This is a genomic window from Mucilaginibacter robiniae, assembly GCF_012849215.1.
Lineage (GTDB): Bacteria > Bacteroidota > Bacteroidia > Sphingobacteriales > Sphingobacteriaceae > Mucilaginibacter > Mucilaginibacter robiniae.
Genome location: NZ_CP051682.1, coordinates 3334529 through 3360465, shown reverse-complemented (window position 1 = coordinate 3360465; position 25937 = coordinate 3334529). Strand labels below are relative to the sequence as shown.

Annotated in this window: 17 protein-coding genes; 8 read left to right on the top strand and 9 right to left on the bottom strand. The window is 42.6% G+C overall.

Annotated elements, in window-relative coordinates:
* The first annotated feature begins 2 nt into the window (after positions 1–2).
* Complete coding sequence (locus HH214_RS14840) at positions 3–1103, top strand: efflux RND transporter periplasmic adaptor subunit (RefSeq protein ID WP_169608898.1); 1101 nt, start codon at positions 3–5, stop codon at positions 1101–1103.
* Positions 1104–1199: 96 nt separating this feature from the next.
* On the top strand, positions 1200–4328 hold the full coding sequence (locus tag HH214_RS14835) for an efflux RND transporter permease subunit (RefSeq protein ID WP_169608896.1): 3129 nt from the start codon (positions 1200–1202) through the stop codon (positions 4326–4328).
* 111 nt (positions 4329–4439) lie between these two features.
* Here HH214_RS14835 and HH214_RS14830 read toward each other — a convergent pair whose 3' ends face one another.
* A complete protein-coding gene (locus tag HH214_RS14830) occupies positions 4440–4733 on the bottom strand; it encodes a hypothetical protein (protein WP_169608895.1) in 294 nt (97 codons plus the stop codon).
* 69 nt (positions 4734–4802) lie between these two features.
* The gene (locus HH214_RS14825; protein WP_169608893.1) at positions 4803–5303 is read right to left on the bottom strand and encodes a DinB family protein; all 501 of its coding nucleotides are present in this window, start codon (positions 5301–5303) and stop codon (positions 4803–4805) included.
* A gap of 155 nt (positions 5304–5458) precedes the next feature.
* On the opposite strand from HH214_RS14825, the gene HH214_RS14820 reads away from it, so the two are divergent.
* The 4 genes from HH214_RS14820 to HH214_RS14805 all read left to right on the top strand — a co-directional run bounded on the left by HH214_RS14820 (position 5459) and on the right by HH214_RS14805 (position 10541).
* Complete coding sequence (locus HH214_RS14820) at positions 5459–6295, top strand: MBL fold metallo-hydrolase (RefSeq protein WP_169608891.1); 837 nt, start codon at positions 5459–5461, stop codon at positions 6293–6295.
* 132 nt (positions 6296–6427) lie between these two features.
* Positions 6428–9391: a PAS domain-containing sensor histidine kinase gene (locus tag HH214_RS14815; protein WP_169608889.1), complete on the top strand. Its 2964-nt coding sequence runs from the start codon at positions 6428–6430 to the stop codon at positions 9389–9391.
* Between the two features lie 134 nt (positions 9392–9525).
* On the top strand, positions 9526–9882 hold the full coding sequence (locus HH214_RS14810; RefSeq protein ID WP_169608888.1) for a response regulator transcription factor: 357 nt from the start codon (positions 9526–9528) through the stop codon (positions 9880–9882).
* Positions 9883–10175: 293 nt separating this feature from the next.
* A complete protein-coding gene (locus HH214_RS14805) occupies positions 10176–10541 on the top strand; it encodes a response regulator transcription factor (RefSeq protein ID WP_169608886.1) in 366 nt (121 codons plus the stop codon).
* A 60-nt stretch (positions 10542–10601) separates the two neighbouring features.
* Here HH214_RS14805 and HH214_RS14800 read toward each other — a convergent pair whose 3' ends face one another.
* On the bottom strand, positions 10602–13181 hold the full coding sequence (locus HH214_RS14800; protein ID WP_169608884.1) for a BamA/TamA family outer membrane protein: 2580 nt from the start codon (positions 13179–13181) through the stop codon (positions 10602–10604).
* Between the two features lie 299 nt (positions 13182–13480).
* Here HH214_RS14800 and HH214_RS14795 point away from each other — a divergent pair, with 299 nt between their 5' ends.
* A complete protein-coding gene (locus HH214_RS14795; RefSeq protein WP_169608882.1) occupies positions 13481–14098 on the top strand; it encodes a phosphatase PAP2 family protein in 618 nt (205 codons plus the stop codon).
* Positions 14099–14202: 104 nt separating this feature from the next.
* On the opposite strand, the gene HH214_RS14790 is transcribed toward HH214_RS14795, so the two are convergent.
* From HH214_RS14790 to HH214_RS14775, 4 genes are all read right to left on the bottom strand, one after another.
* The gene (locus HH214_RS14790) at positions 14203–16554 is read right to left on the bottom strand and encodes a GAF domain-containing protein (protein ID WP_169608880.1); all 2352 of its coding nucleotides are present in this window, start codon (positions 16552–16554) and stop codon (positions 14203–14205) included.
* Between the two features lie 78 nt (positions 16555–16632).
* A complete protein-coding gene (locus HH214_RS14785) occupies positions 16633–17502 on the bottom strand; it encodes an SdiA-regulated domain-containing protein (RefSeq protein ID WP_248282106.1) in 870 nt (289 codons plus the stop codon).
* Between the two features lie 33 nt (positions 17503–17535).
* Positions 17536–19575 carry a polyphosphate kinase 1 gene (gene ppk1, locus HH214_RS14780; RefSeq protein WP_169608878.1) on the bottom strand — a complete coding sequence of 680 codons (2040 nt, stop codon included), beginning with the start codon at positions 19573–19575 and terminating at the stop codon, positions 17536–17538.
* 12 nt (positions 19576–19587) lie between these two features.
* Entirely contained in the window at positions 19588–20916 is a 1329-nt protein-coding gene (locus HH214_RS14775; RefSeq protein WP_169608876.1) for a Pycsar system effector family protein, read from the bottom strand.
* 357 nt (positions 20917–21273) lie between these two features.
* Between HH214_RS14775 and HH214_RS14770 the strand changes: the two genes are divergently transcribed.
* Positions 21274–22929 (top strand): glycine--tRNA ligase, encoded by a 1656-nt coding sequence (locus HH214_RS14770; RefSeq protein WP_169608874.1) that lies wholly within the window; start codon positions 21274–21276, stop codon positions 22927–22929.
* Between the two features lie 81 nt (positions 22930–23010).
* Here HH214_RS14770 and HH214_RS14765 read toward each other — a convergent pair whose 3' ends face one another.
* Entirely contained in the window at positions 23011–24378 is a 1368-nt protein-coding gene (locus HH214_RS14765) for an alpha-amylase family glycosyl hydrolase (protein WP_169608872.1), read from the bottom strand.
* 71 nt (positions 24379–24449) lie between these two features.
* Positions 24450–25910, bottom strand: coding sequence for a phytoene desaturase family protein (locus tag HH214_RS14760; RefSeq protein ID WP_169608870.1), 1461 nt, complete (start codon positions 25908–25910; stop codon positions 24450–24452).
* Positions 25911–25937 lie beyond the last annotated feature (27 nt).

Sequence of the window (25937 nt, the reverse complement as noted above, 5' to 3'; positions counted from 1 at the left end):
TCATGTTAAACAACACATATAGAATATTTACGGCAGCGGCGGCTTTAGCCGTAGCCAGCTTAAGCCTGCAAAGCTGCCACCATGCAGAAGTTGCGGAGCAAAAAGATGATAAATTTCAGGTAACCGACAGCTTGCTGAACAGCCTGCTGATTGATACGGTGAAAGAAGCCAGCGCATTATCTGAAATCACGCTAACCGGTAGCATTGCACCTGATGAAAATAAGATGGCCAAAATATTTCCGTTGGTGAGCGGCGTGGCTAGTAATGTTCATATTCAACTGGGTGATGTGGTAAGCAAAGGTCAAACATTGGCTACACTTAAAAGTGCCGAAGTAGCTGGCTTTGCCCGCGATTACGCAAGTGCTGAAGCTGATATTCGCAGCACCAAACGTAATTTACAATCTACACAAGATTTGTATAAAAGCGGTTTGGCTTCACAAAAAGATGTAGAACAAGCACAAGCCGATTACCAGAAAGCCGTGGCTGAAGGTACTCGTGCCGGTACTGTAGTTGGTATTAACCGCAGCAACGGACAGGGCTATGAGCTTAAAGCGCCTATTAGCGGTTACGTGGTAGATAAAAACCTGACTAATAACATGCAGGTACGTACTGATGATAACCAACCACTGTTTACCATTGCTGACCTTTCGGATGTATATGTATTGGTTAACATCTATGAGTCTGATATATCAAGCGTACAGGTTGGCGATCCGGTATCAATTACTACCCTGTCTTATCCTGATAAGGTATTTACCGGTAAGATTGACAAGATTTATGACATGCTGGACCCTGATAATAAAGTAATGCGCGCACGGGTTAAAATTGCCAACCCTGGTAATATGCTGAAGCCCGAAATGTTTGCCAATGTAAAAATCAAGGCTAAATCGGGCACTAACCTGCCAGCCATTAATACACGTTCTATTGTTTTTGATAATGATAAAAACTATGTAGTAGTGGTAGATGGCAAAGCCAAAGTACACATTCAACCTATTGAGGTAGCTAAGAAAGTGGAAGATGTGGCTTACATCAGCAAAGGTTTACAACCAGGTCAGCGTGTAGTTGCATCACGCCAGGTTTACTTATACGAGTCGTTGAAAGATTAATTAAGAAGCTGGTGAGTTTTTGCAGCTAAAGCATTTCAGCTTACGCCCGATAATCTCACCACTTACTATTCACCACTCACAAAATAAATTACTTAGATGAATAAGTTCATAAAAGGAGTGCTAACCTTTGCACTCAAAAATAGAGTTTTTGTGTTTTTTGTTACCTTGTTGCTGGCTGTAGCTGGTTACATTAGTTTCAAAAACATTGCTATTGATGCTTTTCCTGACGTAACCAACACTTCAGTAACTATTATTACCCAATGGCCTGGCCGTAGTGCCGAGGAGGTGGAAAAGTTTGTAACCCGCCCTATTGAGCTGGCTATGAACCCTGCTGAGAAGAAAACCAGCGTACGCTCTTCTTCCCTGTTTGGCTTATCGGTAATTAAGGTAACTTTTGACGATGATGTGGATTATCCATTTGCCCGTTTGCAAATCAACAACCACATTGATGAAGCTAACCTGCCCGATGGTGTAAACCCAGAAATTGAGCCACCTTACGGCCCTACCGGCGAGATCTACCGTTTTACCTTAACCAGTAACAAACGTTCGGTACGTGAGCTAAAAACCATTCAGGACTGGGTAGTAAGCCGTGAAATACGTGCTGTACCTGGTGTGGCCGACGTAAACAGCTTTGGTGGCGAAGTAAAAGCTTACCAGATTACTGTTGACCCAGAAAAAGCTTTACAGTATGATATTACCCCACTGCAATTATACGATGCTGTATCCAAAAGCAATGTAAACGTAGGTGGTGACGTCATTCAGCAAAGCGGACAAGCCTACGTAGTACGTGGTATAGGTTTGCTGAACAACATTAGTGAAATTAAAAACATTGTGGTAAACAACGTAAAGGGTACCCCTATTTACGTGAAAACCATTGCCGAAGTAACCGAAGGTGCCCTGCCACGCTTAGGCCAGGTAGGTCGTGATCGCGACCCGGATGTTGTAGAAGGTATTGTGGTAATGCGTAAAGGTGAAAACCCAAGTGTGGTTATTGCCGGCTTGAAAGAAAAACTACAGGCTTTAAACACCAGCATATTGCCCGAAGATGTAAAAATTAGCACGTTTTATGACCGTGAAACACTGGTTGATTTTGCAACCCACACCGTGTTGCACAACATGGCCGAAGGTATCGTATTCGTAACCGTTATTGTATTCGTCTTCATGGCCGATTGGCGTACTACCGTTATTGTGGCGGTTATTATTCCATTGGCGTTGTTGTTTGCCTTCATGTGTTTGAAATTGAAAGGCATGTCGGCCAACTTGCTGTCTATGGGTGCTATCGACTTTGGTATCATCATTGACGGTGCCGTGGTAATGGTGGAAGGTATCTTTGTGGTACTCGACCATAAGGCCCACGAGGTAGGCATGGAGCAGTTTAACAAATTAAGTAAGCTGAGCATGATACGCCGAGCCTGTTCGGTGAACGGTAAAGGTATTTTCTTTGCCAAAGCTATTATCATCACCGGCTTGCTGCCCATCTTCAGCTTCCAGAAAGTAGAAGGTAAAATGTTCTCGCCTTTGGCCTGGACACTGAGCTTTGCCCTGTTAGGCGCGTTGTTGCTAACCTTCACTTTTGTACCGGCTTTAGCCAGCATTTTGCTGAAAAAGAACGTACGTGAAAAACACAACGTGTTTGTTGAGTTTATTACTAAAAATGCCCTACGCTTTTACAGCCTGTGCTTTAAACGCCGCAAAATTGTATTCCCAATAGCTTTAGTTGCTTTAGTAATCAGTTTAGGTTGCTTCACCCTGTTAGGTACCGAGTTCTTGCCAGAGTTGAACGAAGGATCGATCTATGTACGTGCTACCGGCCCGTTAAGTACTTCACTGGATGAATCAGTAAAGCTGGCTAATGAAATGCGTAAGATTTTCCTGAGCTTTGATGAAGTAAAACAGGTTATCTCACAAACTGGCCGTCCTAATGATGGTACCGATGCAACTGGTTTCTACAACATCGAGTTCCACGTTGACATCTATCCGCAAGATGAATGGAAACGTAAAGAAACCAAAGAAGAGTTGATTCAGCGTATGCAGGATAAGCTGAAGTTTTATCCCGGTATCGACCTGAACTTCTCACAACCTATTTCCGATAACGTGGAAGAAGCCGTATCGGGTGTAAAAGGCTCTATTGTGGTTAAAATGTTTGGTGATAATTACCCATACATTGAAAGCCAGGAAGAGCGCATATTCAACATACTAAAAGGCGTTCAGGGTATTACCGACTTAGGTATTCTGCGTAACATGGGTCAGCCAGAGTTGCAGATCAACCTGAACCAGGAAAAAATGGCCCAATATGGTGTTACTGCAGCCGACGCAAACTCGGTAATTGAAACTGCAATTGGCGGCCGTGCAGCTACCCAGATATACGAAGGTGAACGTAAGTTTGACCTGCGTATCCGTTATCCGGAAAGCTTCCGTAACAGTGTAACTTCTATAGGTGATTTGCGCGTACCTTCATTAAGTGGTGGCCGCGTGCCTTTACGTGAAATTGCAGACGTGAAAAAGAATACAGGTGTTAGTATCATTTTCCGTGATAAAAACTCACGTTACGGTGCTATTAAGTTCTCTATTCGTGGCCGCGATATGGGTAGCGTAATACAAGAAGCACAAGGGAAAGTAAACGCCCAAATTAAGTTGCCTAAAGATTACCATTTGGAATGGGCCGGTGATTTTGAAAACCAGCAACGGGCTACTAAACGCTTATCTCAAGCTGTACCAGTTAGTTTGCTGATCATCTTCTTTATCCTGTTCATACTGTTTGGTAACTTCCGCGATTCATTACTGGTGTTGAACAACGTACCATTTGCTATCATGGGTGGTATTCTGGCTTTGCTGATTACCGGCGTCAACTTTAATATATCGGCAGGTATTGGTTTTATTGCATTGTTCGGTATATGCGTGCAGAACGGGGTAATTCTAATTACACAGTTTAAAGCAAATATCAGGGCCTTACGTGAAGATGTTTATCCAACCTTTGCCGTTGCGGTTAGAGCCGGGGTTGCTGACCGTATGCGCCCGGTAATCATGACGGCAATGATGGCTGCTATTGGTTTGTTACCAGCCGCATTATCACACGGTATTGGTTCTGAAGCTTCTAAACCGTTAGCTATTGTGGTAATTGGTGGTTTAATTACCAACACCATGTTTAACCTGTTTGTATTTCCGATTGTATTCTACTGGACCTACAACAAGAGAGTAGCCAGCGGTAATACCGGCAGATTGTAAGTAAGCACTATTAACTGATCATATATAATGCTAAGCCGGCTGTGATGATAAATCCAGCCGGCTTTTACATTTTTCAAATTATTGCTTTTTTAGGCGTAAACCAGCACCAACTTACTCAGATTGCTGTGAGGCAAAAGATGGATGCCTTACTACTTGTGCAGCAATGCTTAAAAGCTCATCGCCCATAAAATAACCGGCACCATCAAAATCAAAATCGCGCTCGCTGCGAATGGTGATTGTACCTAACAAACCATCAGGTGGTAAATCCACTGAGCGTTGCTGTTCACGGTCAACCCAATCCTGGTAAGGGTCGGCAGCATAAATTTTATAAGTACCATGGGTAGCTTGCGGTTCAATTTTCAATAGGCGCTGGCTGGGGCCAACAGGTATTTCAAAGGTTTCCATAGTTAAGCGTTTGTTGTTTTAACAGACGTTTTACAAACCGAAAAGTTTTCCAGAACCGGCCTGCTTCCCCTACTCCATTGCCGATACGCCTATTTGCGCCCATTCTTCCTGTGAGGGACCATATAGGCCAGGAACCGGTAAATCCAGCATACGCATCACGACAGTCATTTGGCTACGATGATGAGCTTCATGACCAATCAGCACTGATAAGATGGTAGCCTTTGTCCATTCTTCACCATACATATTTACGGTTTCATTAAGGTGATTGTCCGTCCAACGGCTTTTTACAGCCTCAGCTAGCAAAGCATTATATTTTTGGTGAGCGACAATAATATCCGCAAACAACAACGGTGCAGTTTCATGCTCCAGTTCGTCATGATCAAACAAACCCGCACGTGTACCCATTTCGGTAATGCTTTGTACCAGATGCCAGGCTAAACGCTCGAGTGTACGCACTTTAGGGTTAATTTTTACAGCCTTAGTATCTTCTGTAATGTTTGAGAAAATTTTGTGGGTTCTGCCGGCTTCCAGCTCCCAGTCAGTTAAAAAATCGTTAATGTGATAATACATAGCTTGAAAAATTTTAGGCTATAAACCTACTAAACTATTTAGCAATCCAATAATAAAATCCATATCTCACCAGTTCTATATGGATACTTCGGGTTTGAAAAATATTTAATTTAATATTAATTATTCTCTCAAAATCCGGTTACTTTGTATTCCGCATGGCTTTATTTATCACCTCGCTTAACTCGGGCAGTAACGGCAATTGTTATTATGTTGGCAACCATCAGGAAGCTGTTTTGGTAGATGCCGGTATATCCTGCCGTGAAATTGAGCGCCGTATGCTGCGCTTAGGCCTTTCTATGCGTAAGATAAAAGCCTTGTTTGTATCGCACGAACATTCTGACCACATACGTGGTATTACTGTGCTGGCTAAAAAATACCAGTTGCCGGTTTATATTACCCCGGCTACGTTGCGATATGGCCGGTTAGAACTGGAAGCGCATCTGGTAAAAACCTTTTGTGGTTATGAACCGGTAGTTATAGGCGATATTACTGTTACGGCCTTTCCGAAATTTCATGATGCGGCCGAACCGCATAGCTTTGTGGTATCATGTCAGGAAGTGAAGGTAGGTGTGTTTACCGATATAGGCGCTCCCTGCGAACATCTAATTAAACATTTCAAACAGTGCCATGCTGCCTTTCTAGAAGCCAACTATGATGAACAAATGCTGGCACAAGGCAACTACCCTTATCATCTGAAAAGGCGCATCAGCGGTGGTCATGGCCACTTGAGCAACCTGCAGGCGCTGGAGCTTTTTGTGACACACCGCCCATTGTTCATGAGCCATTTGCTGCTCTCTCATTTATCGCGCGATAATAATGACCCAGCTGTAGCACATGAGTTATTTAGCCGGCATGCCGGTGGTACAGAAATTATTGTAGCCTCCCGCTATGAAGAAACGCCAGTATATCATATCCGTAACCTGGTATCAGCAAATCGCGCTACGCCTGCAACGTTGTTTACTGCACCCACTACACAGTTCTCCTTGTTTTAATCAAGATAAATTTAATTTAAAACCTTATAGCTAAGTTGCGCCTTATTGATAGGTAGGCTTTGATAGTTGCTATACTTTTTTTGCAACTATAAGCCTGTTAAGTAGCTGTAATTTTATTGATGATTCTTGAATATGGAAAAAGTACTGGATAATGATGCTGCAGCCTTTCGTATTTTAATTGAAGAATCACTTACCCCCATTGCATTGTATGCTGGCAGAGAAATGCACATACAAATAGCCAATAAAGCCATGATTTATGACACCTGGGGTAAAGATACTTCGGTAATTGGTAAAACGCTGCAACAAGCATTACCGGAATTAGATAACCAACCTTTCCATCAGTTACTGGATGATGTATTTACTACTGGCCAGGCTTACCATGCCACTGAAGATTTGGTAAAAATGGAAATTGATGGTCAGCTACAAAATTTCTATTACAACTTCACTTATCAGCCTTTATTAAACGCCGAGAGCGAAGTATGGGGCATATTAAACACAGCCACCAACGTTACTGATTTGGTATTAGCCCGCCGGCGGGCTGATGAAGCTGAAGAAAACCTGAATTTTGCTTTAACTGCAGCAGGTGTTGGCACTTGGAATCTGGATATTCAGCAGCAACTGATTAGCTGGGATGCCAATACCAGAAGCTATCATGGCTTTCAGCAGAAAGCAAATATTTCTTATAGCGCGGTACTAAAAAGCATTCACCCCGATGATCAGCTTAATGTGAATGCCGCTATCAACCAAGCCTTACAACCTTCATCAAGCGGGCAGTATGATACAAAATTTCGTACGGTAGATGCTGAAGGTAAACTACTACATTGGCTGCACTGTAAGGGCAAAGCTTACTTTGACAAATCAGGTACACCTTACCGCTTTTCGGGCATCACGCAAAACATTAGCCAACAGGTACAAGCTGATGAAAAAATGCGTTCCACCGAGCAATTGGCTCAACTGGCTTTAGATAATATAAATGCCGGCACCTTTTTGTTGGATATGGCTACCAACCAGGTTTCCTATACGCCGGTTTTTGCCCGGGTACTTACAGGCCGGGAAGATATAGGCTTAACACATCAAGATTTTATCAACCACGTACATCCTGACGATCATCACATTCGTGATGAGGCTTACAATAAAGCCAAGCAAACCGGTAGGCTTACTTATGAAGCCCGCTTTATTTGGCATGACCAAAGCGTGCATTGGATCAGAACCGTTGGTAATTACATATTTGATGAGCATAAGCAACCTTTGCGGTTTGCCGGAATAGCTTATGATTTTACGGCTGAAGCAGAAGCCAGCCATGAGCAGCAAAAGTTATTATGGCTGATTGATAACAGCAATGATTTTATCAGTCTATCGGATTGGAACGGCACATTAACCTTCCTGAATAAGGCAGGTTTGCAAATGATGGGGCTGGACAGCCTGGAAGATGCCCGGCGCGCTCAAAAGGAGTATGTAATGCCCAACGAGATTGAAAAGCTACGCACCATCATCAACCCAACTTTACTGGAACATGGCCGTTGGGCAGGCCGGATTAATTACCGGAATTTTAAAACCGGTGAAACCATACCTGCCTATGCTACATCTCTGTTGCTTAAAAATGCTGCCGGTCAGCCACTGGGTCGTGCTTCCATTGTACGCGATTTACGCCCCGAACTGAAAGCCGAAGAAGAACAGATGAAGCTTGTTTCGGTAGTAGATAATAACTTTGATGGTATAGCTGTGGTTAATATTGAGGGTGCAGTTACCTACCTGAATACAAAAGGCCGGGAAATTATTGGCTATCCTACCGAACCAAATGTAGTGCCTAATGCCCATGAATACTTTTTTCAGGAAGATGTTCCACATAATCTTCAAATCAGCGAAGCTATTAACACGCATGGTTATTTTGCCGGCAAGCAACGGTACCGGCATTTAAATACCGGAGCTGAAGTGCACACTTTTGCTTATGCTACCCGCCTGAATGATCCGGTAACCGGAGATATGACGGGCTTTTCGATAGTTATACGAGACCTTGGCCCTGAGATAGCAGCACAACAAGCCCTGCAAGCCAGTGAAGCTTTGTTCAGGGGTATTACTACAGCTTCACCAACCGCTTTGTGGATGTCGAATGCACAAGGCCATATTACTTACGTAAATCAAATTTGGGTTAACTGGACCGGCATTCCGCTGGAATTACACCTGGGTAGCGGCTGGCTTAGTGCTGTTTCTAATGAGGATGCAGAACAAGCTATAAATAAGTTTACGCATGATTTTCTGCAACAGAAATATCATGAAAGCCAGTTCCGGATAGAGCATCAGGATGGTACCCAACGTTGGATAAGCTGCACCGGAAACCCGCAATACGATACCGCAGGCCATTTTACCGGTTACATTGGTGCCTGTGTGGATATTACCGAGCAAAAGCAATTACAACAGCAAAAAGATGAGTTTATCGGTGTGGCCAGCCACGAGCTAAAAACGCCCGTAACCAGCATTAAGGCTTATGCGCAGATACTGGAAGCAACATTCAGGAAAGAAAGCGACGTTAAAAAGACGAACATGCTGGCTAAAATGAATAACCAGATTGACCGCCTGACTACCCTGATTACTGACCTGCTGGATGTCACCAAAATACAATCCGGCCGCTTACAGCTTAACAATGATTACTTCAGTTTAAACCAACTGGTTACCGACCTGACTGAAGATTTGCAGCGCACTACTCACCACCATCAGCTGGTTACCGAGCTACAATCTGCAAGTGAGGTTTATGCTGATAAAGATCGCATTAGCCAGGTAATTACTAATTTGGTAACTAACGCTATTAAATACTCCCCCCAAGCTGAAAAGATTATTATTCGTACTTATACTGATAACAACGCTTTATACTTAAGTGTACAAGATTTCGGCATAGGCATTAGTGCCGATAAAAAAGATCGTGTATTTGAGCAGTTCTACCGGGTAAGCGGCGATAAGCAACACACTTTTCCAGGTCTCGGCTTAGGACTCTATATTTCAGCAGAGATCATAAAGCGCGCCGGAGGGAAGATCGGCGTACATTCAAAAGAAGGAGAAGGGTCAACTTTTTACTTTGCGCTACCGCTGAAACACGAGTAACTTTTCATTCTGCTTTTTCGTAAATAAGATGCAGAAAGAGATTACACTACACTTTGACAGGAACTCCAATTTTTTAGTTTTTTTTCATTGAAAAAACTAACATTTTTTTATGTTTGTGATTGCCTATAGTTAACATGCCGAAACGAATATTAATAGCAGACGACGATCCAGGAATTGTAGATGCTGTAGAGATGATGCTGGATTTTTATGGTTATAACGTATCCTCAACTTATAACGGTGCTGAAGTTTTAACTTTGCAAGACAACTATCCTGACGTATTATTACTCGACATTTGGATGTCAGGTTGTGACGGCCGTGACATTTGTAAAGAGCTTAAAGCTAAATCCAATACACAAAGCATTCCGGTATTGATGATTTCTGCCAGTAAAGACATACGTCAATCAGCTATGGAAGCAGGCGCTGATGATTTTCTGGCAAAACCTTTTGACATGCAGGAATTGCTTAATAAAATTGAACGTTTGCTAAACTAGCTACCCTTTTATACCAACTAGGTTAATTTTACTTTGTATTAGGGATTTTTCGCTTGCAAAGAAGCTATTCCTCCTAACATTAACGGGGGTATCAAGAAGTATGGCACACCAAAATGTTAACCATACCATGCAATACAATGCACTTGGGTTTCGTTATATTTGCGAGTAATCTAAGTTAAAAGGCAAAAGCTAATTTACCATTTAAGTGTAGTTTAAAGTAAATTGCATCTTAATTGTATTAGTTTGCGTATAACTTATTTTATCTTTTCAAGATACGTAATTTTTCAACCCTCATGCTTAAACGAATTCTGGTATTAGACGACAACATGGATATACTGGAAGTAGTGCATGAGATACTGACGTACGAGAACTTTGAAGTTAAAAGTACCTCTGACAGTAAAAGCATTATTGATATAGCCGAGAACTATAATCCAGATCTGATTATACTCGATTACCGTTTACTGGATGATAATGGCGGCGAGATCTGCCGTAACTTCAAATCGCATAAAATCATGCACCGTGTTCCGGTAATTATCTTTTCTGCTTACTTAAACAAAAACGTTGATTTTATGAGCTTTGGCTGTGACGCTGTTATTGCCAAACCCTTCAGTATTGACGAATTGGTAGATACTGTCAACCAATGCCTGCGGCTTAATTAGATAAAACATACAGCCAACCTTCGCGGTTGCAAAAGCCGGCTGTATATCTATGTTAATTTCCTAAAAGCGGTACCCGAGGTTAATATACACGATATGCCCTTCGTTAGATTTTCCTAAAGTAGCCTGTAATAAAACCAAATCAGCAGGTTCTACATAAATACCGCCACCGTAACCATCATGCCATTTGGATGATGATTCTCCCGGCGTAAATACCCTACCCACATCATTAAAGCCGATAATACCTATACTGCCCGGAAACAGGTAAGAGTTAATATCCAATACTTTCAAACGCATTTCCAGGTTGTTGAACAACATGCTACGACCTGTAAAGCGCCAGGTACGAAAACCCCTTAAATTATCTGAACCGCCTAATTTAAGCTGCTGAAAGTAATCGGCATGCCCTAGGGTGGTACCAGCACCAAAACGCGCTGCAATAATTAATATAGAATCCCGGTCAGGGTTGGCATAAAAGCTAAACTGTGATACCAATTGACTGTACCGACTATGATCCTGGTTTAACTGTTGCAGGCCACTGATGGTCGTATTCCAGTAAACACCTTTTGTAGTACGCAAGGTATTGTTACGGGTATCCAGCAATGCACCGGCTACCAAGCCAGCATAGCTTTTATTAGAGAACACCTGCTCATCAGGATGTTGCTGATTATAGGCTCCTAAAAACCGGGGCTCATTATTTTCAGAAGTACTATGGTAAAACTGACCGGTAAGGCCCCCGCTAACTTTCCAATCGCCATACGTATGCCTTAACCGTACATCACCATACAGGTAATCGTATCGGTTACGGAAATACCGGATATTGTTCTTTTGATCCACAAACTCGGTATTGTTACCTATACCGAAAAAGTTGCTGTAGTTATGTGGACCGCGTGAGGTAAAGTTTATCAAAAAGTCGTTGTTGCCAATTAGCTTGGTATATTCTGCATTGTAATGTATCAAAAAAGCTTTACGGCCTGATAGATAACTTATCTCAAGCTGATGGCGGTAAGCAAAAGGTAACTTACGGAAACCTTCCTTGGTGTAAGCAAAACCCAGAGTTGGGGTTATACCATAATCGGTATTGTAGCTTACAGCAATAAGAGGCTGGAAACGGTTATACAAAAAGTTTTTCCGATCGTAAGCTATTACATCAGTATCAGCTTCGGTATGTATTTTAGCTTGTGAGCGCTCGGGTAATACATTTTTTTCATCCGAACGATCATAGATGTACAGGTTCTTTTTATTATCCACCTGTTTATCTACATAAAAGCTATCAGCTTTCTCTCCTCCTATTAAACGTACTTTAATAGGCGACTTACCGCTGCCTGCTACCGAAAAAGCATCATGCCCACCCATACCATACACACGTACTTCTTTGGTATCTTTCGGATCGAACACACGCTGATAAGTGATCTGGGCCAGTGAACTATCTTTTTTTACTTTATGAATAACCAGATTTACTTTACCATCAGCTTGCTCAGTTACATCAACACGTTCATGCTTTTCAGAAGTGGGTACATCCACATAGCGCGACAGGAAACTGTAAAACTGCAAGCCTTGCCAAGCAATGTTACTGCGCCTTGCTTTGATGGTTTGAATAATTTGCGGACCAGATAAAGCGAAAATAGCAGGTGGCATTTTATGGATAGCCCGATTAATTACTTCATCAGTTAAATGCGCCTGAACGTAAGCAATTTGCTCTTTCCAGTCAGCTTCGCTCATTTCATTTAAAAACAAGCGGTCAAAATACCGGGCATTATAGTTCCAGCTATTAATATCACGTATTTCATCACGATAAGGCTGAAATTTGGCTTTAAGCCACTGGTGTGATACAAACCAAGGGAAAACGCCTGATGTTTTGTAATAAACCTGGTCACGATCGCGTGGGATAGGCGTATAAGTAATAGCTTTATCATCTTTATACTTGTCCCAACGCCATTGATCATCATGACGGTCCCAGTCGCCAATAATCATATCCAGCAAACGGGCACGTAACACAATTTTCTGATCAACTTTTACATCATTATCCTCAAACAGCTTTTTTTGTACCTTGTGCGTATTGTCGGTTTTTTCTGACTCTTCCGGCTCACGTTCTTCAAACAAGTAAATACTGTTTTTGTATTTTTCACGGTATTTGCCCAAGCCGGCATCATCGCCTACATACACAATTTCGGGATTTGCATGAGGAATGTCTAAAGCTTCAGCTAACGGTGGTACTGTTAAAGCCCCAAAAGGATTGGAAGTAGATATCTGATCCTGCAGGATGGCTTTAGCTATAGTAGGGCGCAGCTTAGGCGGCAATGCCCGTTCTGGATATTTTTGTACCGAACGCAATACCCACTCCTGCCCTGATGGATCACGCAGGCGGAGCGACTGTGTTTGTAGCCCGCCACCTTTTTCTAAAACAGTAAGGCCACCTTTTTCCTGCTGCAAGTGCATAACTCGCATTTTAACCGGAACAGCCCACAGTTTCCGGTAGTTTTCGCCAAAAAGCTTGCGATGCACTGCACCTACTTTGTTATAATCAGCATCTATGGCTAAAGTAACTGAGTCTTTGTGGGTTTGGCTTTGTGCAGTAGCAGTATAAAGTGAAAACAGGCCGGTAATTAATACAAAGGTTTTTGTAAGGTATCGGTTTAATATCATATAGTTTAATAAAATAATCACGCTTTCTGTTGCTTCCTTACAGCATTTTTCCAAATCGAGATTGCCAGTTATAACACCTAACTGCCCAAATTGTGCTTGCTTGTATTATAAATATCACACAACTCAAACGAATTGTCAAAATATTACCATTAATAATATATTGTTAACCAAAAGTTAATTTACCCGTATAATAGGCTGGTTTAATTGCTATATTCGTAATGATTAAACCCAGCCGCCTTTTCATTATTGGTTAGTATCAGTACACACTGTAGTATAGCGTTGTAACCTAATTGATATAAATGAGATTTAAACTATTTCTTTTACAGCTGTTGCTGTGCCTAACTTTTGTAGCCCGATCACAGAACATTGATGTGAAGATGCTAAACTTCATTAATCCTAACTCTAACAATGAAAACAAAGGTTGGGCATTTTTATCTAATCATGCTATTATAGTTTCGGCAGCTACACCGCTGGCCATGCTAGCGGCTGGTTTTATAACTAAAGATGATTTATTAAAACGAAATGCCATTACTGCAACTGCCGCTTTACTAACCAATACTTTAGTAACAGACCGTATTAAAGATTACGTGCAGCGGCAACGTCCTTATTTAACCTGGAACAATAAAATTTATCTGGAAGGCCACACTTCAGGTTATTCATTCCCTTCGGGGCATACTTCTACTACTTTTAATGTTGCCACTTCGTTAAGCCTGAGCTTCCCGAAGTGGTATGTGATTGCGCCGGCTTATACTTTTGCTGCGGCTACGGCCTACTCACGTATGTATCGTGGTGCTCACTACCCTAGTGATGTGTTAGGTGGCATGATTGTAGGTGCCGGAACATCATTTTTAAGCTATAAACTACAAAAGATGTTTTATCGCCATCGGTACAATCATACTGTTCATACAGGCTTCTAAAAAAACCTCATTTATGTAAACGGGAGCTGTTTTAAACCCAAAAGGTTTTAAAACAGCTCTCGTTATAATTTAATAAATACTTTTTAAAACCCGATTGTAGCCGATTAATTCTCAAAATTGATACTTACGCGTAAAGCTTTCAGGCCAATCACACCTTGCAGTTCCTCCAGTTCCAAATGTTCAACTTCCGGTAATAGTTTGTTCTGTTTTTGTAGCTGCTCAATGTAGCCTATGTGCTCATGGGCTTCAATTTCAGTAAAGTACACCAGCGCAATTTTTCCGGGCTGAGTAAGGCGTTCGCCCGTATCTCGCACCAGCACCTTATCAATCCGCTTTTTAATAACTTCATAACGGATGTTGTAAGCGCCCTCTACATCAAAGCGGCGCTCATCATTACGGAAGCTGATATCAATAGGCGCACTATGAATAAAAATAAGCTGCGTAGTTTGCAAAGCAGCTGGCATATGCTCCAGCAAGGTATGGGTAAGGCATGATACTTCAATCATTGAAGTTAATTGCCACATACGTATCTGCTTCAAGTAATCAGCACTAAAAGGCTTTTTGGGAGCGATAGCCTGGCCCACATAAATATCATACTCTACACCATCAGTCCTGATTTTTTCAAAGTAACAAGGGTATAGTGATTGTAATTGTTCCTGCGCTTTTTCAAAATAGCCATTAACTGCGCTATTAATCATCTGCATGGATACTTCCAGCCGGTTACGTTGCGTAAAAGCCGGACCTTCGCAATCTTGCGCTATCATGTTCAGGAACCTGCTTACCAGAGCTGCCGATTCTGGATGTTCTTGCCGGAAGGTGCTTAATGCCTTTCCAGCTTCGTTTTCCAGAAACTCATTAATCAGCATTTCATCACTACTGTTTACAAAATTATCAACTATCTGCAACCACTCGTTCGCCTTTTGAAACAACGTTTGCCATAGCAAATTAGGGTATTGTTCATCCAGTGTAAGCAGCACTTTCAACAGTAGCTTGATTACGGTTCTTAGATCTTGCTGTAAAGCCTGGTTGCGCTCAACGGTTGAATTACGAATATCAATAGCGCCATAAAGCGGATATACATCATTAAAAACGATATTGCTGATTTTGATTTTACTACCGTCGTTATGGGGTATGCGCAACCACTCCCAAGCTGTTTCATTAAATTTCCACTGTACTGCAGGTTGCAAGGAGGTAAACTTGTCTTTAATTACTTCATCAATGCGGGCATTAAAGTGTTCAATACTGTTTTGTAGCAGTTGAGCAATCAGCGGAATAGCAAACTCCAACCTGGAGAGCATGTTTTCATAAAACACCAGTTCGCGTTCGGCATACACCTCCATAATACCCGCAATGTGTTTATTATAAAACACCGGGATTACTGCGTATGATTGAATACCCGTTTGCTTCAGCACTTTCAGGAAAGGATATTTTTGCTGTTTACCTTCAGATATGGAATTAAAAAATACCACTTTGGGCTTAGCTTCATACTGCTTCACAATTTGATGAAAAACACTTTCGGCCATACCCAGCTTTTTGGCTGATTGGATCAGGATGCTTTGCGAACAAGAAGTATAATCAAATACCGGCTCACCATTAAGCTTCAGAAAAGGCAACAAGCCAAACTGTACATCATTGCTTTCAGCCAGAATGTTTAACGAATGGATAGCTTGTTTGTAAAGCTCCCGTTCATCCTCATGCGGGCTGGAAATGGCTTCACGTATATCTTCTATAGCATGCCGTTCGGTTACGTCTTCCAGGGTAATTACTGAGAAACCTTCAAATTTAAACCAGCTAAGCGGCAAAATTTCAGTGATGGCATCCAGGCTATCATCACCATGTAGTAGGTTTTCAACCATTTCAAAAGTGAGCTCGGGCAGTTCCTGTTTAACCTCAACCTTAATGAAATCGGTATTAACGTGTATGTTATAATAGCGACTTAAACCTGTTTCGCCATCGGTATAAATGTAATAAACCGGATCATGCAATACGGGTGCAAAATCGTAAAGGTGTTTTAATATAAAGCGGTAAATGTAGGCTAATTGCTGTTTTTTAAACTGCTCATTGCTAGTTAACACTACCGATTCTACTTCAATTTCCTTTTTACGGTTCACAAAGTTGTAAAAAGCACTGGTACTGTAAAAAACCTTGTTCGGAACTGGTGTACTTAGCGCCCACAAATAGTTATTTTCATCGCATACTACTGGCGATAGGGTACCAAAAATCAAATCTAAAGCTACCTGATCGCACTCTACATTGCTATCCGTTTCACAAGCCATAGGTGAGTTAATGTACGGCTGAAAATGGGTAAGCACATACTGGTAAAAGCGTGCTTTAATGCCCGTAGCATTTTCCTGCAACTTTTGCAAATGGCTGATGAACGGCTTGAAAGACAAAGTCGTTTCAACCGGTTCTGAATGAGCTAAAGTAGAATTAATGTAGAATGGCGTTGTTTGCATAAATTGCGCATCACGGATGTAGCGTGCGGTATTGTTCAGATCCGTTAAATACAGTTACAAACTTAACATAAACTTAAGCTATTTGGATGCAGTATAAGCAAACTTCAGGATATTGCCGCTGCCTAGTTCATCCCCCTCATTAGATATATACAGATTTCCATTTTTATCAAACGTAATACCTTCAGGTTGCCTAAATACCGTAGGATCAAGCGCATAAGTAGCTGTAATCTGCCAGTTGGAATTAGCTACTACCAGTAACTTATTTACCGCCGATAAGATATACCACTGATGTGTAATCGGATTTTTACTCAACGCTGATGGGCGAAACTTCATCTGGCTTTCGCCGGCATGCCGGTCAATTTCTTTTACGCGCACTTTAAAGCTGCCGGCAGTTTGCAGCTGGCCATTATCGGCAATATTAAAAATAAAGCCACTGCTGGTTTTAGTAGTTTTTTCATCGGCACAATTTTTACAGATGGTGTACAATTTATGTTCCTCAGGGTCGGCGTACAAGCTTTCAAATTCGCCTTCGGGCAGTAGGTTGCCCAGTTCCTGTACATGAGCCACCTGCGGCTGCCTTACCTCACTGAGTGGAAAAGTATAAAGCTTGCCTTTACTTTTCAGCATAAATACCTGGTCTTTATAGATAGCAATATCTTCAAAGTCGCCGTGCTTGCCGAACATGGTATGTTTAAATGATTTTTCGCCCAATTTGCTGTAATACACTTTGCCTTCTTCATCCTGCTCGGCATAAACCGTATCGGCATTACCGTTATGAAAAGCAATGCCTGAAATTTCATGCAAATCATCGGGCATAATATATTTCACCGGTTGGTTCAGGTTATATCCCGTTGGGCTTTTATAGCTTGTTTTACGGTTTTGTGCGCACGAAAAGCTAAGCAGGCAGCCGGCAACCAGCATAGGTATGAGCAAAATGTTTTTCATCATTGTAGTTTGTTATCAGACTTATAACCACTAAGGTTACTGTTTTGTTAACTGCTGATAAATTTCTTGTTGTGAACGTATAGGAAGACCGTCGGTTTTTACAGGTATGTTGTTCAAGTGTTCATCAATGCGTACGGCCTGTACATTATCATGAAGCTGTATATCCATCAGCTGTAACATTTGCTGCCGAATGTGTTCATCATACACCGGAAAACAAACCTCAATGCGATGGTAAATATTACGGTTCATCCAATCGGCCGAACCCAGATATACTTTTGGGTTACCTTGGTTACCAAAAACAAATACCCGGCCATGCTCCAGGTAGCGGTCAACTATTCGGGTAACGGTAATATTCTCGCTCATCCCGGGTATGCCCGGCACCAACCGACAAATGCTTCGCACAATCATGCGGATTCGTACCCCAGCTTGTGAAGCTTCATACAATTTATTAATCAGCCGTTCTTCTTCCAGGTTGTTAAGTTTGATATGAATATAAGCTGGCTGCCCTTGTTGAGCCGAGGCAATTTCCTGGTCAATTAAAGCGATGAACTGTTGCTGCAAATTAAACTGTGCTACCAGCAAGTGCTGAAATGGAATTAAATCGGGTGTTTCAGGTTTTCGCTTTTTAGCAAGGAAGAGGAATAGCAGTTCCATTTCGCGCAGCAAACTTTCATTGGCTGTAAGCAGAATATGGTCGGTGTAAAAACGGGCTGTATTTTCATTGAAATTACCTGTAGCTAATAAGCCCCGGTAATGTGTACGGTTACCTTGCTTTATTTTTACCAGCGCTGTTTTAGCATGTACTTTAAGCGCTGTGGCACTATAAATCATTTTAGCGCCGGCTGCCTTCAGCTTTTTAGCCCATTTTAGGTTATTGGCTTCATCAAAACGGGCTTTTAGCTCTACTACTACATTTACCTGCTTACCACTTTTGGCCGCGCTCATTAAAGCATTTACAATTTTCGAATCGCTGGCAACGCGGTACAGGGTTACGTTAATTTCTACTACATCTGGCCGCAAAGCAGCTTCGTTAAAAAAACGCAGAATCTGATTGTAGGAATTGTAGGGCGTATGCAGAATAAAATCCTGTTTATCTAGAGTATCGAGCAACGATGCCTCCCTAGCCAGTGCATCTATACGGATAGGCGACCACTTGGGGTACGATAATGCTTTATTCTCTATCGGAAGCGAAGCTAAATCTCGCAAATTATGATAACGGCCACCCGCTACCGCGCTGTTGCTTTGCAAATTCAAAAACTCGCTCAAGCGGTATAATGCCCGTAAAGGCAAGCTAGGTTCATACAAAAATCGGGTAGCCAAACCTAAGTCACGTTTCTTTATTTGCTGCTCCAACCGGTCGGCCAAGTTATCGGTATATTCATCTTTAAAATCCAGTTCGGCATCGCGGTTTACTTTGAAGCTGTAACTACCTCTTACCTCATGCTGCGGAAATATTTTATCCAGGTGGCAACGTACCAAATCATCCAGAAAAATAAGGTATTGCTGCTCTTCTATAGTTACACTAAAAAAACGTGGTAACTCATCTGACGGTATGTTTACCACGGCATACTGCTCCTGCCCTGCATTGTCCTGTAACAGTGTCAGCAAGTACAGTTTGTTGTTTTCAGGAAAGAATGAACTAGTAGCTGATAAAAAAACAGGCTGCAAAAAGGCCATTACCTGACTGTAAAAGTAATCGGCTGCGAGTTGCTGTACAGCTTCTGGTAACGGAACGTTGTACAACAGCTGAACATGATTTTGCTGTAATAATGGCAGCAGTTCAGTAGTCAGGATGCGACCATATTCGTTTAGTTGCTGCTGTATGAGTTGCTGGGCTTGTTCCAGTTCGTTTTGCCGGGCAGCAGCCTCCTGCTGATCATTATCTTTATCATGCAAATTTTGTAAGGCTTGTAATACCGGCATACGTACCCGATAAAACTCATCCAGATTGGAAGAGTAAATAGACAGGAAGTTAATCCGCTCCAACACAGGCACAGTGTTGCGCGCTGCTTCTTGCAAAATGCGGCCGTTAAAACTAAGCCAGCTTAAATCGCGATTAAAGTAATAGGGCTGCATAGGTTTTTGTTATTAATGCTTCCCGCTTCCGTTAATCATGGCGGCTATAATAAAGGCCAGCACCGAAATAATTAACCCAAACATGAACACATTATAAGCAATGCGTAGTAAACGATATTTTTTACCCAATACTACGCCTTGCGAGTACACGTCGATAATTAAGCTGCCATACAAGTACTCTCGATCGGCCATTACGCTTTGCATCCCTTTGATGTAGTCTTGCAGATTCATGCGGTAAAAATTACCGAAGAACAGCAGGTTAACTTTCTTCTGATCTACATCCTGCTGGGTGAACGTTCCGCCAGGTATAGATGGACGGGTAGAAAGGATGGAAAATACCATAGCCGTTAAACTCACCGCCAGAATGATAATGGTAGGTATAATCAGATAACTATAATCTTCCAACCGGCGCAGCAACAAACTGATAATGGCTGATAGTATAATGGAGTTAACTGTAATCATGATGTGGGCCTTATTATCGGCCATATCACTCAGTCGCTGGTGGTTGCTGGAACTTACCCGGAACATGGTTTCAATACCTTTGTCGGGCCGTTCTTTTTTCTTTGACTTTTTTTCTTCGAAAGGCTGCTCGGGCATACGCTGTACATCCGTTTTCGCCAAATCAGCGGTTTTATGAGGTGATACGCTCGGATGTGAACTACCTACCGACGGTAAAGGCTGAACATTGTCTGATGTATTTGAGCTATCGGTTGCTGGTTCCTGATCGTTACTATTTTCTTGATCCCACTCGGCTATTTTAGTTTTCATGGCTTCCAGGTTTTTTTGCTTCCCGTCATTCAGCAGCAACTGGCAATAGTCGGTATGATAGTGATGGCTTTCCAGAAAGCGTACTGTTTTTTGGCGCCATTCCTGTTTACTAACATCACAACCAATAATGGTATTGATCTCCTTACGCAGTTCCTTGGTTGTTTCAGCAAAATCATCAGTACCCAAATGGAATAAATCGGCATCACAAATAATTTGCTGCAACAATCCGGATGGTTGCTGAGGCATACGCGTAGCCAGTATGCACTGCTTTACTCCATCAATAATACCAGCCTCTACATTTTCAGTTTTCAGGTAAGCCTCAGCTAATTGGGCACTTTGCTCCTCATGGTTGTTCATGCTTTCCTGATAGCCCATATCATGAAACCAGGCAGCCGCCGTGACTATAAAAAAGTCACGGTCATTAAGCTGGTAATGATTACCTATTTGCATAACTGCATGAACCACATCTTCGGTATGGTTACGGTTATGATAGGTTAGCTGTTCGTTGTTATGTTTCTTGTAAAAAGCTAAAACGTGCTGTTTTACCTGTTCAAGCAATCGTTGATAATCCATGGTAGAATGCAAATACATCTGTAAATTTCCATGATATACCAGTAAGTACCGGCAATACTGAAAACTAGGCGAATATGGTTATAAATAAAATTTAGCCCGATTAGTTTTACCCGACTGCAAAATCAATTACTACAGGCATTATCGTTCAACTTTCTATCCTATCTTATAAGCAACTACTGTTTCACAAGTGTTACATGTTTCAGTGTGTAACACCCTGTAACACTGACAAACCATTGGCAGTGGTGGCACTGTTTTGTCAGTGCTTTTTGCAAGTAGTTTCCACTTGCACCTGCCTATTTTCACTATACTACTGCAAAATTTTATTCTGCTGGCTTAAATCTCTATTTTTACCCCGCTATGAGTAAAAGTACCGACGAACTGTTTAAAAACGTGATTGCCCATGCCAAAGAGTATGGTTTTGTGTTTCCATCAAGCGAAATTTATGACGGCCTGAGTGCTGTGTATGATTACGGCCAGTATGGCGCCGAGCTGAAAAACAACCTGAAAGCCTACTGGTGGAAAAGCATGGTGCAACTGAATGAAAACATTGTAGGTATTGATTCGGCCATTTTTATGCACCCTAAAATTTGGGAAGCCAGTGGCCATGTGGGTGGTTTTAACGACCCCATGATTGACAACAAAGACTCAAAAAAACGCTACCGCGCCGACCAGTTGATTGAGGAGAAAATCGAACAACTTTTAAACGAAGCTATATCCAAGGAAAGTATATTCTTAAATAAGATGTATACGGATTTTACAATTGAAGAGCTTGTTGATATACGACATGTAAGAGATTACTTTAAAAATCAAGATACTGTTAAGCGGCCGAATTATGATGCTCTTACTGACAAAGCAAAAGATTCATTCGATTTCATTGAAACTAATAACGATTATCAAAAAGCGGTATCTATACGTGAAGACTTTACCAATGCATTACTAACGGATGACTTAAGTAAGCTAAGAGATATCATAATCAGGGAAAACATTACTTGCCCTATTAGCGGTACCCACAACTGGACCGAGGTACGCCAGTTTAACCTGATGTTCAGTACCCAGATGGGCGCTGTGGCTGAGGATGCGGATGCAATATACCTGCGCCCAGAAACTGCTCAGGGTATTTTTGTAAACTACCTGAATGTGCAGAAATCAGGCCGGATGAAAATCCCGTTTGGTATTGCCCAAATTGGTAAGGCTTTCCGTAATGAGGTGATTGCCCGCCAGTTCATTATCCGTATGCGCGAGTTTGAGCAAATGGAGATGCAATTCTTTGTACGCCCTGGCACCGAAATGCAATGGTATGAGCATTGGAAACGCTTACGCCTGCAATGGCATTTGGCGCTGGGTACTGCTCCTGAAAAATACCGTTACCACGACCATACCAAGCTGGCCCACTATGCCAATGCTGCGGTAGATATTGAATTTGAGTTTCCGTTCGGCTTTAAAGAAGTGGAAGGCATACACAGCCGTACCGACTTTGACCTGAGCCAGCACCAAAAATTTTCAGGCAAAAAAATGCAGTATTTTGACCCAGAACTGGGTGAAGATGGCAAGCCTTATGGTAACTACATCCCGTACGTAATTGAAACTTCTATTGGTTTAGACCGTCTGTTTTTACTAACGTTGATTAACGCTTACGAAGAAGAAGACCTAAGCACGGAGGAGAAACAAGACAGCCGTACCGTGTTGCGCCTGCATCCTTGCCTGGCACCGGTAAAAGCAGCCATCTTCCCGCTTACTAAGAAAGATGGTTTGCCGGAAAAAGCTCGTGAGATTATGAGCAAATTGAAAGTAGATTTTAATTTGCAGTATGAAGAAAAAGATGCTATTGGTAAGCGTTACCGCCGCCAGGATGCTATTGGTACACCTTTCTGTATTACAGTTGACCATCAGACACTGGAAGACAATACCGTAACCATCCGTCACCGCGATACCATGGCCCAAGAACGTGTACCTGCCGACCAGTTAGACCGCATCATCGGCGACTTGGTGAGCTGGCGCAACGTGTTGAAATAAGATGACAATGTATCAATTCATAAAAAAGGATGCTGAACTTGGTTCAGCATCCTTTTTTCTTTACACAGTGCTAGTTACTAGCTATCCCTTCTTTAAAACCAAATATTGGTAAGGCTGTAAAGTAAGTTGCCGTGTTAATGTAACACCACTATGTGTTAAACCATCTTCCCACTGGGTATTCTGCAAAACTGGTGGTACGGTATAACTAACCGCATTATTCCTGACATTGACCAGAACCAACACATCATCATTCCCGGCTCTTTTTTCAAAAGCTACCACATCAGGGTGGTTGTAGGTAGTTAATTTTCCGGTTTTAATAGCTTCGTTAGCCTTTCTGAAGCTGATTATATTTTTGTAAGCTGCAGCTATGTCCTGGTTCGTATTGTAATCTACAGACCCGTTTACATAACCTACTTCCTGGCTACTGTAGATCAAGGGTACGCCACCCATGTAGGTAGCCAATACAAAAGCGGCTAAGGCTCCCTGCTGATTATGAAAGATGGTTAAAGTGCTACCATCAGATGCGGCATTGTCATGGTTGGTGGTATAATGTAGCTTTAAAGCACGTGAGGATATGGTGGCTATCTCATTTTGATTAGAGGTAAACAAATCATCAGTGCTTTTGGTACCGGCAAACACTCCTTTAAGCGTACCGTAATAATCAAACCCGTAACTCAGCTGAAAGCCTGCTTTAGTTTCAGCACCTGTGGTACCTTCGGCCAGGTAAATGAGCTGGTGAGTTTTAATGGTATTTAATGTATCTAGTGCCTGTTTCCAGAAATTGGCCGGCACGTTATCAGCAAAATCACAACGATAACCATCAATATTAGCGGTATAAATCCAGTATTTCATGGCGCTAATCATAGCCTGCCGCATCGCTTTGTTTTGGTAGTTCAAAGCAGCTACATCGGTGTAATTTGTTTTAGGCGGATGAACGATATTCCCGGCAGCATCCTGCAAATACCAATCTTTATGAACAGCAGTCCAGCCATTCTCCCAAGCGGTATGGTTAGCTACCCAGTCCATAATTACGGCCATACCACGTTGGTGCGCTTCGGCTACCAGCATACGCAAATCATCCAACGTTCCTAAATCCGGGTTTACACCATAATAATCCTGAACTGAATACGGCGAACCAAAACCTTTTAAATGGCCTACCGGATAAGTGGGCATCAGCCAAATTACATTCACGCCTAAATTCCGTATGGCATCCAGTCGGGCTTGTACCCCTTTAAAGGTAGCCGGTGTAAACGTACGAAAGTTTACTTCGTACATCACGATATCCTTGGTAGCTGGCACACCCTTAAATGGCGTACCATACTGTGGCGGGTCGATCGGGTTGATTACTGAATTTGCTTTAACAACAGTCTTTGCCGGTATAGCAGTAGATTTAGGATGATTAACTATTTGGCCAAAAGTTAGTATAAACAGGATGATGAGATTATGCATGAGCATCAGGCAACAAGATTCATGCCTTAGCTCTTGATAATTCAACCAGTACCATTTCCCTCTGTACTCTTTTACCTGTTTATATCTCCTATAAAATCTTTTCGGCCAAATATATCACGCAAGGCCCTGCGCGCGGCCCAATACCCACACATGCCGTGTACGCCCCCACCCGGCGGCGTGGATGAGGAACACAGGTATAATCCTTTAGCTGAAGTTCGGTAAGGCGACCAGCGTAAAGCCGGGCGGGTAAACAACTGACTCAAAGTTAGCGCTCCGCCGTTGATATCGCCGCCAATGTAGTTGGGGTTATAAGCTTCCATCTGCTCAGTGTTCATCGTATGCCGTGCCAGAATACGATCACGGAAGCCGGGGGCAAAGCGTTCTACCTGTTGCTCAATAATGTCAGTCATATCTTTGGTTGAGCCATAAGGCACATGGCAATAAGCCCAAGCGGTATGCTGCCCCTGTGGCGCACGGGTACTATCTATGATGCTTTGCTGAGCTAATAATACAAAAGGCCGGTCAGGATGTTGATTGTGCCATATCTGGCGCTCACCATCGGCAATCTCGGCCAGCGTACCACCCAAGTGTACCGTACCCGCTTGGCGGCATTCGGGTGCAGTAAAAGGTATGGGACCATCCAGTGCCCAATCTACTTTGAACACGCCCATACCATACCGATAACGTTGTAACTGCCGCCTATACAAATTTGAAAACTGGTGCCCGGCAATTTTTAATAGTTGTTTGGGCGTAACATCAAACAATACCGCATGAGCCGACGGCAGTTGCTGTAAAGACTGCACGTAAAATCCGGTTTGCAGCGTACCGCCTAGCGCCTTAAAGTAATCCGCCATAGCATTGGCTATTTGCTGCGAACCACCTTTAGGTACCGGCCAACCGCCTAAATGTCCGTTAGCCAGTAACACCAGCGCCACAGCCGAAGTAGCCAGGTTACTTAATGGCTGTATAGCATGTGCTGCCATACCAGCCCACAAGCCTTTGGCTTTTTCGGTGGTAAAGCGCTTAGCCATGAGCGTAGCCGGAGGCAAAGCACGTAGCCCAAACTGGGCCATAGCCAAAGGGTGCTTAGGCAGGCGTAATGGCCCCAGCACATCCGGTGCTATTAGCGGCCAGCTTTTCACTAGGGGTTGCAGTAGGTTTTGGTAAGCTTGGGCATCCCTACCTAAACCGGCAGCAGTTTGCGCAACCGTACCTTGCAGGTAGGCTGTCGTACCATCATCAAAAGGGTGTGCGGCGGCTATTTCTGGGTAAAGGTACTCCAACCCGTAATTCGCCAGCGGTAAGTTTTTTAAATAAGGCGATGCTACTGCTAATGGGTGCACAGCCGAGCAAATATCATGCACAAAGCCAGGCAGTGTTAGTTCGGCAGAGCGCATACCACCACCAATGGTATCCTTGCCTTCCAGTAACAGTACCGATAAGCCATTTTGCTGCAACAGTATAGCTGCCGCCAGCCCATTCGGTCCAGATCCTACCACAATAGCATCATAATCTCGCTTTTCTAAAAACATGCTGTATTTTATTAGTACTTACCCGCT

What these genes read in the sequence shown, in the direction of transcription:
- HH214_RS14825 (WP_169608893.1), bottom strand. Translation starts at nt 5,303, where the DNA reads ATGTATTATCACATTAACGATTTTTTAACTGACTGGGAGCTGGAAGCC.
- HH214_RS14840 (WP_169608898.1), top strand. Translation starts at nt 3, where the DNA reads ATGTTAAACAACACATATAGAATATTTACGGCAGCGGCGGCTTTAGCC.
- HH214_RS14775 (WP_169608876.1), bottom strand. Translation starts at nt 20,916, where the DNA reads ATGGATTATCAACGATTGCTTGAACAGGTAAAACAGCACGTTTTAGCT.
- ppk1 (WP_169608878.1), bottom strand. Translation starts at nt 19,575, where the DNA reads ATGCAGCCCTATTACTTTAATCGCGATTTAAGCTGGCTTAGTTTTAAC.
- HH214_RS14815 (WP_169608889.1), top strand. Translation starts at nt 6,428, where the DNA reads ATGGAAAAAGTACTGGATAATGATGCTGCAGCCTTTCGTATTTTAATT.
- HH214_RS14785 (WP_248282106.1), bottom strand. Translation starts at nt 17,502, where the DNA reads ATGATGAAAAACATTTTGCTCATACCTATGCTGGTTGCCGGCTGCCTG.
- HH214_RS14830 (WP_169608895.1), bottom strand. Translation starts at nt 4,733, where the DNA reads ATGGAAACCTTTGAAATACCTGTTGGCCCCAGCCAGCGCCTATTGAAA.
- HH214_RS14790 (WP_169608880.1), bottom strand. Translation starts at nt 16,554, where the DNA reads ATGCAAACAACGCCATTCTACATTAATTCTACTTTAGCTCATTCAGAA.
- HH214_RS14810 (WP_169608888.1), top strand. Translation starts at nt 9,526, where the DNA reads ATGCCGAAACGAATATTAATAGCAGACGACGATCCAGGAATTGTAGAT.
- HH214_RS14820 (WP_169608891.1), top strand. Translation starts at nt 5,459, where the DNA reads ATGGCTTTATTTATCACCTCGCTTAACTCGGGCAGTAACGGCAATTGT.
- HH214_RS14795 (WP_169608882.1), top strand. Translation starts at nt 13,481, where the DNA reads ATGAGATTTAAACTATTTCTTTTACAGCTGTTGCTGTGCCTAACTTTT.
- HH214_RS14800 (WP_169608884.1), bottom strand. Translation starts at nt 13,181, where the DNA reads ATGATATTAAACCGATACCTTACAAAAACCTTTGTATTAATTACCGGC.
- HH214_RS14835 (WP_169608896.1), top strand. Translation starts at nt 1,200, where the DNA reads ATGAATAAGTTCATAAAAGGAGTGCTAACCTTTGCACTCAAAAATAGA.
- HH214_RS14770 (WP_169608874.1), top strand. Translation starts at nt 21,274, where the DNA reads ATGAGTAAAAGTACCGACGAACTGTTTAAAAACGTGATTGCCCATGCC.
- HH214_RS14805 (WP_169608886.1), top strand. Translation starts at nt 10,176, where the DNA reads ATGCTTAAACGAATTCTGGTATTAGACGACAACATGGATATACTGGAA.
- HH214_RS14765 (WP_169608872.1), bottom strand. Translation starts at nt 24,378, where the DNA reads ATGCATAATCTCATCATCCTGTTTATACTAACTTTTGGCCAAATAGTT.
- HH214_RS14760 (WP_169608870.1), bottom strand. Translation starts at nt 25,910, where the DNA reads ATGTTTTTAGAAAAGCGAGATTATGATGCTATTGTGGTAGGATCTGGA.